Genomic DNA, 15,191 nt, shown 5'->3' on the forward strand with positions numbered 1-15,191 from the left:
AACGGCGGAATTACTTTTTGTTTTCCCACCGGAAGGGCGGCTCATTGTCCTTCGTGCGTTTCAAGTCGTAATTAAAGCGCTTGAGGACAAAGGGGCGGTGGTCGGCCACTTTCCTCTGGAAGTTTTCCCAGGAACGCACCTCCATGGGAGACCACCCCGCTTCCGCCAGGGCCATGGCGCGGGGATAGACGCGGTAAAGCAGGTAGTTCAGGTCCGGAAGGTGTTCCGCCCACACGGGAGCGTGCACGCCCCGGATGTGGCCTGCTTCCGCGGTGGATTTGCCGAAGGCCGGATCCAGTTCATAACATTTCTGCAAGGTCGTGGTTTGCATCCATCCCCAGTTGTATTGTCCCGGGAATTGAGGGAAATCCAGATAACAATATTCATTGGACGCCATAATCAGGTTCAGCCCGGCCTTTTTTGTTTTCTCAATGGCCTGGCGCGCCTGGTCCTGCCGCCACGCGTAAACTGTTTCGCCCGGGTGGTAGATGCCGGCGTTCCCTTCATACCAGAATTGCGGCGTTTGCCCGTTTTTGTCGAGCAGAGCTGTCATTTTGGCGAAGAAAGCCCTCATTTGTTCCTGTTCGTCTTTCATGCCTGCCTTGGTCCGGGCTTCCCGGCACAGGGGGCATTTTTTCCAGAGTTCCGTGGGGGCTTCGTCGCCGCCCAGGTGAACGGTGTTGGACGGGAAGATGTCCTTGAGTTCCTTGAAGACGGCGGCGTAGAATTTCCAGACCTCCGGCTTCTGGGGGCATACCAGTTCCTTGCTGTTGCCGGCCACTGTCCGTACCTTCATGTCCGGTTTGGGGAAGCAGAAGAATTCGGGGTAGGCGGCACGCAGGGCCTGGTTGTGGCCCGGCACGTCTATCTCCGGGATGACTTCAATGCCGCGCGTCGCACAGTAGGCCACCAGGTCTTTCAGCTCCTGCTTGGTGTACATGCCTTCATGGGGGATGCCGTCTCCGAAGCTTTCCTCCCGCTTGGAGGCGACGCTTTGCAGTCTGGGATAGCCCGGCACGGGCAGCCGCCAGCCCTGGTTGTCCGTCAGGTGCACGTGGAGCTTGTTGAATTTGTAGTAGGCCATCAGGTCCACGAATTTCTTCAGGTCCTTGATGGGGATGAAGTGGCGCGCGGGGTCCACCATCATGCCGCGCCAGGGGTAGCGGGGCTTGTCCGTGATGACGCCGCAGGGGATGCCCTCCGGCTGTGCCGCCAGCTGGTCCTGGAGCTGCTGGAGGGTGACCAGGCCGTACATCCTGCCCTCCCTGCCGCCGGAGGCAAGGTGGACGCCCTGCGGGGTGACGGCGAGGCGGTAGGCGTCCTTGCCCAGGGCAGGAGAGGTTTTGTCGGAGAGGAGCTTCAAGGTCCTGGTGGCGTTCCGCTTCAGCTCCGTTTTCTCCGGCTCCGGAATAATGCTGTATTTTTCTGCTGCTTCAGTTTGAAATACCGGGAACAGCAGCAATCCGGCCAGGAGTGGAAAAAGCCTTGTCATGTTTTCAGTATAAGCCGTGCCGGGAGAGAATCTTTCAAAAATTTGCTCCTTCATGAGCACGCGGCGGAATATGCTTCATGCCCGCGAAAGGAAATGGTGGACCCTTTGACAAAATGTTTCTCAGGAATTACCGGGGCTGGCATCCCGGCGGTCCGGACACAAGTTCCTTTCAGGGAAAGAGGAAGGGCCGGAAAGAGGGAAGGCCTTTTGTCTTTTTCCCATGGTCCGTCTGGCGCTGTTAGCGGCTATTTGACCGTTTTTCTAGGTCCGGGAATATTCCCTTACGGTGGAGGATGGAGAAAATGTGCATTTGCGTTCTTACTGTCCGTGTCCTCAGATCAACAGAGGGATTATTTGGAAAGGTGCCGTCCACGCTTTGAAGGACTCCGCAGTTGCTGGAAAGTTCCGGACTTTTTCCTGGCCCAGAGGAACGTTAAAAGTAAAAAAGGCCGCCTCCGGAGAGACGGCCTTTTTCTTAAAGGTGGTAGCCCTATGAGGACTCGAACCCCAAAATACGGAACCAGAATCCGCTGTGTTACCGATTACACTATAGGGCTATGTAACGGGCACCTTTGCGGTGCGGGCGAATTAAAGCGGAACCGGCTGTTCTTTGCAAGTTTTTTTTTCACTCAAATGTGTGTTTTGAATAGAAAAAATGAATGCGGAGAAAAAAGGGCGGTCCAGCTTTTCTCCCGGGGTCATTCAGCCAGGGTTTGGAAGTAGGCTTTCACGTGTTCCCGGGCAATTTGCTGGTGTTCCGCTTCTCCGTGCCTGCCCTGCGCCTGCTGCCAGGGGGAGGCCGGCGCTGTGTTGATGCGGCCAAGCTGCTGGGCCGTGTATTTGCCATAGACGTTCCAGATGTGTTCCAGAAAAGGGATGATGTCCGTTTCCTCTTCCAGGGGGGGCTGGCGGCGGCTGGGGTGTTCAATGATGGAGCAGGGCGGCTGGTCCTTGTATTCGTGATGAATGGAGGGGAGCACCGGCCCGCAGGTCCATGCTTCCGCCCGTTCGTTGATCAGGAAATCGCCGTGATGGTGCAGGTGCCACCAGTCCGCCAGAATGACCAGGTGGTTCAGTTTGACGGGCGTGAGAGGAAGGTTTTTTGCATTCGCCTGCTGAATGAACCAGTTGCAGAGCTTTTGCGTGGTAGTATGGTTTGCCATGCTGAAATGGGTTGCCCTTCATTATAAAAGGCCGGGGATATTTCACAATACTAAACAGGTTTCATTCTTGCGCGGTATGGAGAAGAGATGAGGCGGAGTGCCGGAAAAGGCGAACTTTCAGGTAAATTTATTTGAAGCAAGGAAAAAGAAGAAATAATTTGTGTCATGCAAAGCTTGGTATTCGCGCCAGTTCTTGTTGTGGGGGGAATGTAAAGTCGTTTGTTGAAAACAAATGGTGTTTTCAAACTCTAACAAAATGAAGAATAATTAAAATTATTGGGAATGAAATAAAGTTCCAGATTCCTGGAGCGTCCTTTAAAAAACATTTTGAATAGCAGCACTTTTTATGATTTGAATTATTTTAACCTAAAGCTCGTTCTGCCATGAATTTACATTATTTCTATCATTCCGGCTTGCTGGGGGCGGCCTGTCTCCTCTCTCCCGTTTATGGGGGATTGATGTCTGATTCCTTCGACGTTCAGACTTACCGTGATTTTGCGGAAAACCGGGGCATCTTTGGAATCAATGCCAAAGACGTCGCCATTTACGACAAGGAAGGCAATTACGTGGGCTCCATCCCCAAAATGATGAATTTTGACGGATTGGCGGACGCCCATGCCGGGGAAGCCGCTTTGGTAGGAGGCCCGGGCTTCATCGCCACCGTGTCCCATGATTACAATAACCAGACCATTACGTTTACCAAGCGTTTTGGAGCCACGGAAGGAACGCCGTTTTATGACGCCTACCGGAGCGTGGTAATCAAGAATGCCTGGGGCGACCAGACGAATTACACGTATGACTACCGCGTGCAGCGGTTGAGCAAGATCGTGACGGAAGCGGAATACGCCCCCTACCTGACGGATCCGGAATACCTGGACAACATGAAGGGACGGCTGGTTCTGCGTGCCGGGTCCGGAACCCAGGCTATTGCCACGGGGAACGGTAAACAGGACACGGTCAGCGGAGGTTATTCCTATTTGACCGGGGGAACCTTGGTTTTTGAGGGACAGGCCAGCGTTCCGGGAACAGGAGAGCCGGACCCTGAGAATGCCAAGACTTACCCGGCCTACCGTTTCTGGTACAATTTCAAGAAACCTTCGGAATCCAATCCCCTGCCTTCCGGCATATTGGCAGGGGACAGCGGAAGTCCCAGCTATGTATTTAATGAGAAGTCCGGCAGATGGGAATGGGTGGGGGCCGGTCAATCCCAGGGCGGTAGCGGCTACGGCGAGTTCAGCCAGATGCGCTCTGGCAACCAGTGGGCCAGCGATTACGTGGACAGTTTCAACCGCACCGTCAGCGTGTCGGAAGGGGGTGGGGATCTTCTGTGGAATGTGACGGATGGCGACGGAAACGGAACCTTCGTTCAGGGAGATATCAGCACGGATTACACCGGGCTGGCCTCCGGCCTGCGAGGAGATACCTCCACACAGGGAACGCGGGCCTCGGACACGCAGATAGGCGTGTGCAACAATCTTATTTTTGACGGCTCCGGCGGCACCATTGTTCTCCAGGGCTCGGTGGATACGGGGGCGGGTTCCCTCACGTTCAACCGGGATTACGTATTGAGCGACGGAGGAAATGCCTCCTGCCGTCTGAATACGGCGGGTTTCGTTGTGAACAAGGGGGCAACCGTGACGACGCTGCTGACCGGAACCTCCGGGGACGAGTGGCGGAAGATCGGGGAAGGTGATTTGATCGTCAGCGGCCACGGGAACAATGCGGCGGACATCAACGTGGGAGGAAGCGGGATGCTGATTCTGGACCGGGACGGCTACGCGGCGCACAACGTGAAGCTGAACGGCGGCGGAGTAATGGTGCGCCTGGCGGGGGAAAACCAAGTATCCGGGGAGTTCATCTTCGGCCACCGCGGGGGCGTGGTGGACATGTACGGGCACAATTTGACGCTGAACGCCATCACTCACCTGGATTCCGGAGCCGTTTTTGCCAATTACCTTGGCAATTCCACCGTAACGCTTACGTTCACGGGCTCCGGGGAACAGACGTTCCTGGGGGCTTTGCGGGACGGGGAGGCCGCTTCCCGTGGACTGATGAATGTGGTGTACGCACCAGGCACGGCGGAAGGGTCCGTCTGGAATCTGGCCGGCCATATTCTCAATACCGGAACGTGGACGGTGCAGGGAGGAGAGGTGAAGGTGGCCGGAGTGCACACCCTGCACGCGGGCGGCTATGTGGATGAGAACGACTGGCAGATGGCCTCCTTTTCCACTGGAACAGTGCAGGTGAACAGCGGCGCCCGGTTTACCACCGGCGGCCATTCCCTGGTGGTGTCTGCCGTGCAGGTGGATGACGGAGGCACGTATGGCGTGCTGGCCGGGGGAAATCACAGCGGAAACGTTGTGTTGTCCGGAACCGCATCCATGTTCCGTGCGGAGGTGGATTCCGGGTCCGCGACGGAGTCCGGCGTGATTTCCGGAGCCGGTTCTCTGGTGAAAACCGGGGAAGGAACCCTGCTTCTGAAAAACGGGAACAACAGTTTTTCCGGAACTGCCACGGTTGAAGAAGGCCTGGTGCGCGCCTCTTCCGCCGGGGCTCTCGGGCAGGCTGTCTGGTCGCTGGATGCCGCCGGAGCCCTGGCTGTGGAAGGCGCTGGTTTTTCCGCTATTGCCGGAAAGCTGGACCAGGCGTCTTCCGGAACGTTCGTGCTGCTGGAAGACCAGGCGGCGATTTCCGGCCTGAACGGCTTCAGAAACTTGTCCGTCGGCGCATTGGGAGAGGTGAATTTGGGAACGTCCGGAACCACGGAAGTTCTATCCGGCTGGACCGCGGACGGTGGCTGGTCCCTGGGCGGGGGAGGAGGAACGCTGACGGTGAACTTGAAGCTCAGCGGTTCCGGCACCTTGTCCATCGGCAACGGATCCAATACGGGCGCCGTGGTGCTTGCCAATGCGCATAACAGTGATTCGGAAGGCGGAGCCGCCTTTTCCGGAGCCATTGAGTTGAATGGGGGAGTACGGCTTGCCTATACGGACGTGCGTTCCCTTGGCCTGGAGAACAAGAACGTGCTCGTCAAATACGGAACCTCGTTTTCCCTTGGAGCGGAAGTGGATGCAGCCCTGGCGCACGTGTCCAATGCGTCCGGTGGCGTACTGCTGCTGTCCGGTGACCGCACGTCGGGTTTGGACCTGGGCGGAATGGGACTGGATTCCGTTTACATCGGGGCGGACGGCCAGGCCGTCCTGTCCGGTTCCGTGACGGCCGGAACGCAGGGTTACCTGTTCGGCGGCGGCGGAACGCTGACGGTAGCCAGCTCCCTGGGAGGGGCCCATGCCATGACGGTGGATACGCAGGGAATGGAGACCTCAGGCGGAGTCATCCTGGCGGCGGATAATACTTATTCCGGTGAAACGCGCATTTTGTCCGGAGCTTTCCTGACGGTAGGCAATGGAGGAACAGCCGGTTCCCTGGGAACGGGCGCCGTTGTGAATGACGGCACGCTGGCGTTCAACAGGACGGACAAGATGACGGCGGGAAACGCCATTTCCGGAACAGGGGCATTGATCCAGAAAGGCGCCGGGGAACTGGTGCTGACGGGTAATAATTCCTACAGCGGAGTAACGACAATTGCCGCAGGAACGCTCACTGTGGGCGATGGCGGAACCAGCGGTTCCCTGGGAACCGGGGCTGTGGTCAACAACGGGGTGCTGGCCTTCAACCGCTCTGATGCCGTTGCCGTGAACGTCAATGTATCCGGCAGCGGAGCTCTGGTGAAGAACGGCTCCGGCACGCTTACCATCCAGAAGATGCTTTCCTATACGGGAGGAACCACCGTGAATGAAGGCGCGCTTGTGCTGGGCTACGGCGGTGCCAACGGAATGATCCGCGGGAACCTTGCCATTCAGGAGGGGGCGCAGGTGACGTTGAAGGGCGGCGACAGCTTCGGTTATTCCGGAGGGAACGCTTCCGTGAAGAACGTGAATATCACAGGAGGCACCCTGTATTTTGGAGACAAAGCCAACCAGACGTTTCAGAATACGGTGTTTAACCTGAAGGGCGCTGTAGTGGATGGCGTCACGGGAGGCCGCATGGATATCTGGACGAAGGCTGTGGTTAATGTGAAAGCCGCGAACAAAGCCTCGGAAATCAGGAACATCAACGTGCTGTTGCGGGACGCCAATCCGACGGTGTTCATGGTGGAACGCGGCAAGTCTGCGTCTGACCTGAATGTCTCGTCCAACATCATCAACTCTTCCGGGGTGAAGGGCTCCTTCATTAAGAAAGGGGCCGGGATCATGGTGCTTTCCGGCAGAAATACCTATTCAGGAGGAACCACGGTTAACTGGGGAACGCTGGTAGCGGCCTCCAACCAGGCTCTGGGAACCGGTTTGGCGGCGGTCAACTCCGGCGCACGTTTGGCGCTTGGGGGCCTGGGAACGGATTTGGCTTCCGTTTCTCTTGGAAATGATATTCTGGTGAAGAGCGGCGGCATTCTTTCCGGTTCCGCCACCCTGTCCGGGAATACTACCTTGAATGCCGGGTCCATGCTGGAATTCACCCTGTCCATGGGAGGGGCCGCCGGGGATGAACTGGCGTATAACAGCCTGATGCTCCAGTCCGGCGTTTTCCAGATTGACGCGGGAGCCAAGCTGAAGCTGGCGGCGGTGTCTCTGGATTATTCCTCCGACTTCTGGGGGACCTCCCATATCCTGAACCTGATAGAAGGCGGCGCGAACGCCAGTTTGAAGGGGGCGTTTACGCTGGACCTGTCCGGAGCCGGAAATTATGGCTCCTATGGGTCCTGGTCCCTCCAGGGCGATGAGGATTCCAAAACCGTGAACATGGTCTGGACTCCCAATGCCGAGGCCGTTTTGGACCATTCGGAAACTGCGGCGTTGCTCGCGGCTCCGTCTCCTGCGCCGGTTCCGGAACCTTCCTCCGCGCTGCTGGTGCTGGCAGGCCTGGGGACGTGTATTTTCCGCCGCCGTGTGCGGTGAGCCTGATGAAGAACCCCGCCGCACTTCCCGAAGCCCTGCCGGATGTTCGTGCAAACGGTCTGGACTGGAAGATGGGAAGTGCGGCAGACTTGCCTGTTCCTTGTTTAATCATAACTTAATTTCAATTTCTTATGAATGTTTATCATTATTCCGGGCTGCTGGGGGCGGCCTGCCTCCTCACTCCCGCCTATGGCGGGTTGATGTCTGACTCGTTTGATGTTCAGACCTACCGTGATTTCGCGGAAAACCGGGGCATTTTTGACGTGAATGCCAAAGACGTCGCCATCTACGACAAGAATGGCAATTACGTGGGAACTATCCCCAAAATGATGAATTTTGACGGCGTGGCGGATGCCCACATCGGGGAGGCCGCGCTGGTGGGCGGTCCCGGCTTCATCGCCACCGTATCACATGATTATTATAACCATTTCGTTTCCTTTACGGTTCGTTTCGGTGCCAAGCAAGGAACTCCTTTTTACGATTCCTACCGCAGCGTTACGAGAAAGGATGCATGGGGTGATAAGTCCGATTTGACATACGACTACCGTGTGCAGCGATTGAGCAAGATCGTGACGGAGGCGGAATACGCACCTTACCTGACTGACCCGGAATACCTGGACAACATGAAAGGGAGGCTGGTCATGAGAGCTGGTTCCGGAGTTCAGGCTGTCGCCACAGGAAACGGCAAACAGGAAAAGATTGATGCCTCTTATGGCTATTTGACCGGAGGAACCCTTGTTTTTGAGGGGCAGGCCAGCGCTCCGGGAACAGGAGAGCCAGACCCGGAAAATGCCAAGACCTATCCGGCTTACCGGTTCTGGTACAATTTCAAGAAGCCTTCGGAGTCCAATCCATTGCCTTCCGGTGGATTGTCAGGGGATAGTGGAAGCCCGTGCTATGTGTACAATGAGAATTCCGGCAAGTGGGAGTGGGTAGGTGCGGCACAGTCTGCCAGTGGAAGCGGGTATGGACAGTTTACCCAGATGCGTTCCGGCAACCAGTGGGCCAGCGATTACGTGGACAGCTTCAACCGTACCATAAGCGTTGCGGCGAGCGGTGACGTACTGTGGAACGTGACGGATACGGACGGCAACGGGACCTTTGTGCAGAGAGGCGTGACTACGGATTACACCGGATTGGCGGCCGGATTACGCGGGGATACCTCCACGAAAGGTACACAAGCTACAAATGAGCAGTTGAACGCCTGCAATAATCTGATTTTTGACGGCTCCGGCGGCACAATCGTGCTCCAGGGGTCCGTGGATACCGGAGCGGGCTCCCTCACCTTCAACCGCGATTACGTGCTGAGCGACGGGGGCGATTCTTCCCGCCGCCTGAATACGGCGGGCTTTGTGGTGAACAAGGGAGCTGCGGTCACCACCTTGCTGACCGGAGCCTCCGGAGACGAGTGGAGGAAGATTGGGGAAGGCGATTTGATCGTCAGCGGCCACGGGAACAATGCGGCGGACATCAACGTGGGCGGCGGCGGAAATCTGATTCTGGACAGGGACGGCTACGCGGCCCGTAACGTGAAGCTGAACGGGGGCGGAGTAATGGTGCGCCTTGCCGGGGAAAACCAAGTGTCCGGGGAGTTCATCTTCGGCCACCGCGGGGGCGTGGTGGACATGTACGGGCATAATTTGACGCTGAATGCCATCACGCATCTGGATTCCGGAGCCTGCTTCGGCAATTTCCGTGCGAATACCGCCGTGACATTCACGTTTACGGGGCACGGGGCGCAGGACTATCTTGGAGGCTTCATGGACGGAGGGGCCTTGAAGGACGGCCAGCTTCATGTGGTGTACGCGCCCGGCACGGGAGAAGGTTCCGTCTGGAACCTGTCCGGGCATATTTTCAATACCGGGACATGGACGGTGCAGGGAGGTGAGGTGAAGGTAGCCGGGGTGCATGCCCTGCACGCGGGCGGCTATGTGGATGAGAACGACTGGGAGACGGCCCTCTTTGCCACCGGAACGGTGAATGTGGAGAGCGGTGCGCGGTTCACGGCGGGAGGCCATGCGGAAGTTGGCTCTTCCGTGAACGTGGCGGACGGAGGGACGTATGCCATTCTTTCCGGCGGCAGTCACAGCGGGAACGTGGCTCTATCCGGTTCCGGGGCCGTCATGAGGGCGGAAGTGGACTCCGGTTCCGCGACGGAATCCGGCGTTATTTCAGGAACCGGCTCTCTTGTGAAAACCGGGGAAGGAACGCTGGTGCTGACCGGGGCCAATTCCTATTCCGGAGGTACCGTCATTGATGCGGGGACGCTCGCCGTGGGTGACGGGGAAAAAGACGGTTCCCTGGGTACGGGAACGATTGTCAACAATGGAACCCTCGCTTTCAATTCGCTCCGCGCCGGCTCCGTTAATTTGCAAATATCCGGGACGGGCCGCCTCGTGAAAAACGGTTCCGGAATGCTCGCCGTGCAGAAACACCAGGCTTATACCGGAGGAACTACGGTCAATGAAGGAACGCTGATGCTTATTTCAGGAGGTGAGGAAGGTATTATCCGCGGAGGGCTGGTTATCAACCGGGGCGCAACGGTTTCCCTGCGCGGGGTGGACTGTTTCGGCAATTCGGGAAATGAGGCCTGCGTCAGCCATGTGGAAATTAACGGAGGAACCCTGTTCCAGAATGATACCAGGAACCAGACCTTCCGGAACATGACCGTCACCCTGGCAGGAGGGACGCTGGACGGCGTGGCGAAGGGAAGCATGGAGGTCTGGACGGATACCGTTTTCCAGGTAAGGGCGGCGGACAGGGCCTCGGAAATCAGGACGGTTAATGTCAAGCTGAGGGGAGGCAGTCCTGCTGTCTTTGCGGTGGAGCGCGGCACGGCGGAGGCGGATTTAAAAGTATCAGCCAACATCGTCAATTACTCCGGAGCAAAGGGCTCCGTTGCCAAGACAGGAGAGGGGATCATGGTTTTATCCGGAAAGAATACCTATTCCGGCGGAACGTCCGTCAATGGGGGAACGCTGGCAGCGGCCTCCAACCAGGCTCTCGGGACGGGGATGGCGACGGTCAATTCCGGTGGCTGCCTGGTACTGGGAGGCTTGGGGACGGATGCGGGCACGGTCAGCCTGGGGAATAATATTCTGGTGAAGAACGGCGGCATTCTGTCCGGTTCCGCCACCCTGTCCGGGAATACGACGCTTCAGTCCGGCTCCGTCTTTGAACTGACCTTGTCCATGGGCGGTTCCGCCGGGAATGAACTGGCGTACAACAGCCTGATGCTTCAGTCCGGCGTCTTCCAGATTGACGCGGGGGCCAAGCTGAAGCTGGCGGCGTTGAGCCTCGACTATTCCACCGACTTCTGGGGAACCTCCCACATCCTGAACTTCATTGAGGGGGGAGCGAACGCGACCCTGACGGGTAATTTCACGCTGGATGCGTCTTCCGCCGGAGATTACGCGGCGTACGGCCAGTGGAGCCTCCAGAAGAACGAGGATTCCAAGGAAGTGAGCATGGTGTGGACGCCGAATGCGGCTCCGGAAGCTTCTTCAGCCATGGCATCGGCGTTTACGGCTACGGCGCCTGCTCCTGTTCCTGAACCGTCCTCATGCATGCTGCTGATGGCTGCGCTGGGAGCGGTGTTCCTGCGCCGTTCCGTTCCGCGGAACGAATAAAGAAGGCCTGTAAATTCAACGCGCCGCATTCCGGAGGGAGTGCGGCGCGCTGCTTTTCCGCGGTTACGGGAAGGAGGAGTAACGGTTTAAAAGGGAAGAATGCGCGCTCTCCGCGCCACTTCTTCCGGAGAAAGGGAGTACAGGCTGTCCAGCAGGGAGACGGCAAAAGAGCCCGGAGCGGGACTCTGTTCAAAGGCCATTTCCCCCGCGATGCCCATTAATACGGCCGTGGAGACGGCCGCTTGCAAGGGGGAGGAGGAGACGGAGGCGCAGGCGGCGGCCAGCGCGCCCATGGAACAGCCCACGCCCGTGACGCGGGACATCATGGCATGTCCGTTTTCCGTGGAAATCACCTGGCGGCCGTCCGTGGAATAGTCCGTGCGGCCCGTGACGAGGACAGCCGCCCCCGTATGCAGGGCCAGTTCCCTGGCCGCCTGCAGGGCGTCTGCGCTGGAGCTGGTGCTTTCCGGTCCCTTCGTGACGGAGGAGTACCCGGCCAGAGCCATGATTTCAGAGGCGTTCCCGCGGATGATGCGGGGCTTCCGTTCCTTCAACTGTTCCGCCAGCCGCGTACGCAGGGAGAGAGCTCCAACGGCTACCGGGTCCAGAACCCAGGGGATGTCCAGCCGGTTGGCTTCCTGCACCGCCGTCTGCATGACGGCGCCCTGTTCGCGCGTCACGGTGCCCAGGTTGACCAGCAGGGCTCCCGTTCCGCCGCGGAGCATTTCCACGGCTTCCTCCGCATCGTTAAGCATGGCGGGAACGGCTCCTGCGGCCAGCAGCAGGTTGGCCGTCAGGGGCTGGACGACGGAGTTGGTCAGAGAGAGAACCAACGGAGCCGTCTCCCGGATTTTTTCCAGATCGGCGGAGACGGCATGGACGAGGTCAGTTGGTGAAGGCATGGCGTTTGAAAGAATGTTTTGCTGCCCGCTTGTTTCCGGAATGCAGCCGGTCAGGCCAGCGCCCGTGCGGCGGCTTCCGGATCCTCCGCTCCGCAAATGGCGGAGACGACGGCAATGCCGCTGGCCGCTCCCGTAGCGCGCACCAGCCGGGCGCGCTCCACGTCCAGCCCGCCGATGGCGACGACGGGCAGGGGAGATTGTGAGGCCAGGGCGGCGAAGCCGTCCACGCCCAGCACGGGCGGGGCGTTCAGCTTGGAGATGGTGGGAAAGACAGGCCCCATCCCAAGGTAGTCTACCAGGGCGGCGTCTACGGCGCGGAGCTGGTCCGCGTTGGAGACGGAAAGCCCCAGAATCCTGTCCGGGCCGATCATGGCCCTGACGGCAGGAACAGGAAGATCGCGCTGGCCGATGTGGACGCCGTCCGCGTCCAGCGCCAGGGCGAGGTCAATGCGGTTGTTGACGATGAAGGGAACGCCGTGGGACGCCAGGAAGTCCCGGATGGGCAGCGCTTCCCGGTAGCAGGTGCCCGCGTCCGGATTGGTGGAGCGGTACTGAACGATGGTGACGCCGCCGTCCACCGCCCTCTGGACGGTTTCCAGAAGGCTGTGGCGGCATTTGGCCGCTTCATCAGTGACCAGGTAGAGATGGAGGCTGAATTCTTTCATGGCTGGAGGATGGGAAGGATTAGTCCGTGAACAGGGGGGTGGAGAGGTAGCGGTCCCCCGTGTCCGGCAGCAGGACCACGATGGTCTTGCCTGCGTTTTCCGGGCGCTGTGCCACCTGCGTGGCGGCCCAGAGCGCTGCGCCGGAGGAAATGCCCGTCAGCACGCCGTCCGTGCGCGCCAGCTCCTTGCCGGTGGCGAAGGCGTCTTCATTGGTGACGGTGATGACTTCGTCATACACGGAGGTATCCAGCGTTTCCGGCACGAAACCCGCGCCAATGCCCTGAATCTTGTGGGGGCCGGCGGTTCCCTGGGTCAGCACCGGGGAGGCGGACGGCTCCACGGCCACGATCCGTATTTCCGGATTGCGTGATTTGAGGTACTTGCCTACGCCCGTAATCGTGCCTCCGGTGCCGATGCCTGCTACGAAGATGTCCACCTTGCCGTCCGTGTCGTTCCAGATTTCCGGTCCGGTGGTCCGGAAATGGACTTCCGGGTTGGCCGGGTTGACGAACTGGCCGGGAATGAAGCTGTTGGGGAGTCCTGCGGCCAGTTCCTCCGCCTTGGCAATGGCTCCCTTCATGCCCAGCGCGCCGTCCGTCAGCACCAGTTCCGCGCCGTAGGCCTTCAGCAGGTTGCGGCGTTCCACGCTCATCGTTTCAGGCATGGTCAGGATGATCCTGTACCCGCGGGAGGCGGCCACCGCCGCCAGGCCGATGCCCGTGTTCCCGCTGGTGGGTTCAATGATGACGGAATCCGGCTTCAGCTCTCCGGAGGCTTCCGCGGCGTCAATCATGGCCCGGGCGATGCGGTCCTTCACGCTGCCGGCGGGGTTGAGGTATTCCAGCTTGGCCAGGATAGCGGCGTTCAGGCCGTTTTTGCGTTCGTAATTGGTCAGCTCCAGCAAAGGAGTGCCGCCGATCAGTTCTGTAATGTTTCTGTAAATTCTCATGGCTTGTAGGAAAAGAGCGTTGTAGCCGTTAAATCGTTAGAGAATGGCGCGGAAGCCCTGTTCCAGGTCTTCGAGAATGTCGTCGATATGTTCCGTGCCTATGGAAAGCCGCACCGTGGAGGGCGAGATGCCTGCCGCCTTCAGTTCCTCCTCCGTCATCTGGGAGTGGGTGGTGGAGGCCGGATGAATCACCAGGGACTTGACGTCGGCCACATTCGCGAGCAGGGAAAATAATTCCAGGCTTTCGCAGAACTTGCGAGCCTTTTCCGCGCCACCCTTGATTTCAAAGGTGAAGATGGAGCCGCCGCCGTTCGGATAATATTTCCGGTAAAGTTCGTGGTCCGGATGGTCCGGCAGGGAGGGATGGTTCACCTTCTGCACCTGGGGATGAGCCGCCAGGTAATCCACCACGCGCAGGGCGTTCTGCACATGGCGCTCCACCCGCAGGGAAAGGGTTTCCAGCCCCTGGAGCAGCAGGAAGGAATTGAACGGGCTGATGGTGGCTCCCGTATCCCGCAGCAGGGTGGTCCGGATCTTCATGATGTAGGCCAGAGGGCCGCAGATTTCCGCCAGCACGGCGCCGTGGCAGTTCGGGTTGGGCTGGCTGATGCCGGGGAATTTATCATTCTGCGTCCAGTCGAACTTGCCGCCGTCCACAATCACGCCGCCCATCGCCGTTCCGTGGCCGCCGATGAATTTGGTGGCGGAATGCACCACCACGTCCGCGCCATGCTCCAGAGGGCGGAACAGAAAGGGGGAGGCGAAGGTATTGTCCACAATGAGCGGAATTCCGCGGGCGTGCGCCACCTCCGCCAGCGCGTCTATGTCCGCAACGTTGCAGTTCGGGTTGTCCAGGCTTTCCACGTACAGGGCCTTCGTATTTTCCCGGATGGCCTTGGCGAAATTGTCCGGATTGCTGCCGTCCACGAAGGTGGTTTCAATGCCGGATTCGGCAAATGTATGGGCAAACAGGTTGTAAGTGCCGCCGTACACGTTGGCGGCGGAAACGATGTGGTCCCCGGCGCGCGCAATATTCTGGACGGCATAGGCGATGGCCGCCGCTCCGGTGGCTACCGCCAGCGCGCCCGCTCCCCCTTCCAGGGCGGCGATGCGCTTTTCGAAAACGTCTGCCGTGGGGTTCATCAGGCGGTTGTAGATGTTGCCCGGCTCCGCCAGGGCGAAACGGGCGGCCGCCTGTTCGGAGTCCTTGAAGACATAGGAAGTGGTGGCGTAAATCGGCACGGCGCGGGCATCCGTGGCCGGGTCCGGATTTTCCTGGCCCACGTGGATCTGGCGCGTTTCAAAACGATGGTTCTTATTCATATTTTTTATATTCCTATCGGGAAAGTAGGGAATAGATAGTTAAAGCGGGACGGGATGTCAAGTGCCGGGTAAAAAAAGTGGGACATAAGGCCAAAACAAAAAAGGGGCGAAAA

At 58.9% G+C, this 15,191-nt stretch carries 8 protein-coding genes and 1 tRNA gene; 2 read left to right on the top strand and 7 right to left on the bottom strand.

Translation table 11 applies throughout. The features are described 5' to 3' along the window. Positions 1 to 10 precede the first annotated feature (10 nt). From J5W70_RS10590 to J5W70_RS10600, 3 genes are all read right to left on the bottom strand, one after another. Entirely contained in the window at positions 11 to 1,492 is a 1,482-nt protein-coding gene (locus J5W70_RS10590; protein ID WP_102731183.1) for a beta-N-acetylhexosaminidase, read from the bottom strand. A 482-nt stretch (positions 1,493 to 1,974) separates the two neighbouring features. Then, positions 1,975 to 2,049, bottom strand: a tRNA-Gln gene (locus J5W70_RS10595). Between the two features lie 141 nt (positions 2,050 to 2,190). Next, complete coding sequence (locus J5W70_RS10600) at positions 2,191 to 2,655, bottom strand: Panacea domain-containing protein (RefSeq protein ID WP_022397185.1); 465 nt, start codon at positions 2,653 to 2,655, stop codon at positions 2,191 to 2,193. Between the two features lie 383 nt (positions 2,656 to 3,038). Between J5W70_RS10600 and J5W70_RS10605 the strand changes: the two genes are divergently transcribed. Together J5W70_RS10605 and J5W70_RS10610 are read left to right on the top strand one after the other, a co-directional pair. Then, entirely contained in the window at positions 3,039 to 7,610 is a 4,572-nt protein-coding gene (locus tag J5W70_RS10605; RefSeq protein ID WP_102731018.1) for a S6 family peptidase, read from the top strand. Between the two features lie 131 nt (positions 7,611 to 7,741). Further along, positions 7,742 to 11,239 carry a S6 family peptidase gene (locus tag J5W70_RS10610; protein ID WP_022396045.1) on the top strand — a complete coding sequence of 1,166 codons (3,498 nt, stop codon included), beginning with the start codon at positions 7,742 to 7,744 and terminating at the stop codon, positions 11,237 to 11,239. Between the two features lie 86 nt (positions 11,240 to 11,325). Here J5W70_RS10610 and thiM read toward each other — a convergent pair whose 3' ends face one another. The 4 genes from thiM to J5W70_RS10630 are packed head-to-tail and all read right to left on the bottom strand — an operon-like array spanning position 11,326 to position 15,078. Further along, positions 11,326 to 12,141 (bottom strand): hydroxyethylthiazole kinase, encoded by an 816-nt coding sequence (gene thiM, locus J5W70_RS10615; RefSeq protein ID WP_022396046.1) that lies wholly within the window; start codon positions 12,139 to 12,141, stop codon positions 11,326 to 11,328. Between the two features lie 50 nt (positions 12,142 to 12,191). After that, on the bottom strand, positions 12,192 to 12,806 hold the full coding sequence (gene thiE, locus J5W70_RS10620; RefSeq protein ID WP_022396047.1) for a thiamine phosphate synthase: 615 nt from the start codon (positions 12,804 to 12,806) through the stop codon (positions 12,192 to 12,194). Positions 12,807 to 12,825: 19 nt separating this feature from the next. Further along, entirely contained in the window at positions 12,826 to 13,755 is a 930-nt protein-coding gene (gene cysK / locus J5W70_RS10625; RefSeq protein ID WP_022396048.1) for a cysteine synthase A, read from the bottom strand. A 36-nt stretch (positions 13,756 to 13,791) separates the two neighbouring features. Further along, positions 13,792 to 15,078, bottom strand: coding sequence for an O-acetylhomoserine aminocarboxypropyltransferase/cysteine synthase family protein (locus J5W70_RS10630; RefSeq protein WP_022396049.1), 1,287 nt, complete (start codon positions 15,076 to 15,078; stop codon positions 13,792 to 13,794). Between the last annotated feature and the right edge of the window lie 113 nt (positions 15,079 to 15,191).

Source organism: Akkermansia massiliensis, assembly GCF_018847375.1.
In the GTDB taxonomy this organism is placed as follows: domain Bacteria; phylum Verrucomicrobiota; class Verrucomicrobiia; order Verrucomicrobiales; family Akkermansiaceae; genus Akkermansia; species Akkermansia massiliensis.

Bases quoted from the DNA above. Each gene is read 5' to 3' on its own strand.
- J5W70_RS10605 (WP_102731018.1), top strand. From the start codon at position 3,039: ATGAATTTACATTATTTCTATCATTCCGGCTTGCTGGGGGCGGCCTGT.
- J5W70_RS10600 (WP_022397185.1), bottom strand. From the start codon at position 2,655: ATGGCAAACCATACTACCACGCAAAAGCTCTGCAACTGGTTCATTCAG.
- cysK (WP_022396048.1), bottom strand. From the start codon at position 13,755: ATGAGAATTTACAGAAACATTACAGAACTGATCGGCGGCACTCCTTTG.
- J5W70_RS10590 (WP_102731183.1), bottom strand. From the start codon at position 1,492: ATGACAAGGCTTTTTCCACTCCTGGCCGGATTGCTGCTGTTCCCGGTA.
- J5W70_RS10610 (WP_022396045.1), top strand. From the start codon at position 7,742: ATGAATGTTTATCATTATTCCGGGCTGCTGGGGGCGGCCTGCCTCCTC.
- J5W70_RS10630 (WP_022396049.1), bottom strand. From the start codon at position 15,078: ATGAATAAGAACCATCGTTTTGAAACGCGCCAGATCCACGTGGGCCAG.
- thiM (WP_022396046.1), bottom strand. From the start codon at position 12,141: ATGCCTTCACCAACTGACCTCGTCCATGCCGTCTCCGCCGATCTGGAA.
- thiE (WP_022396047.1), bottom strand. From the start codon at position 12,806: ATGAAAGAATTCAGCCTCCATCTCTACCTGGTCACTGATGAAGCGGCC.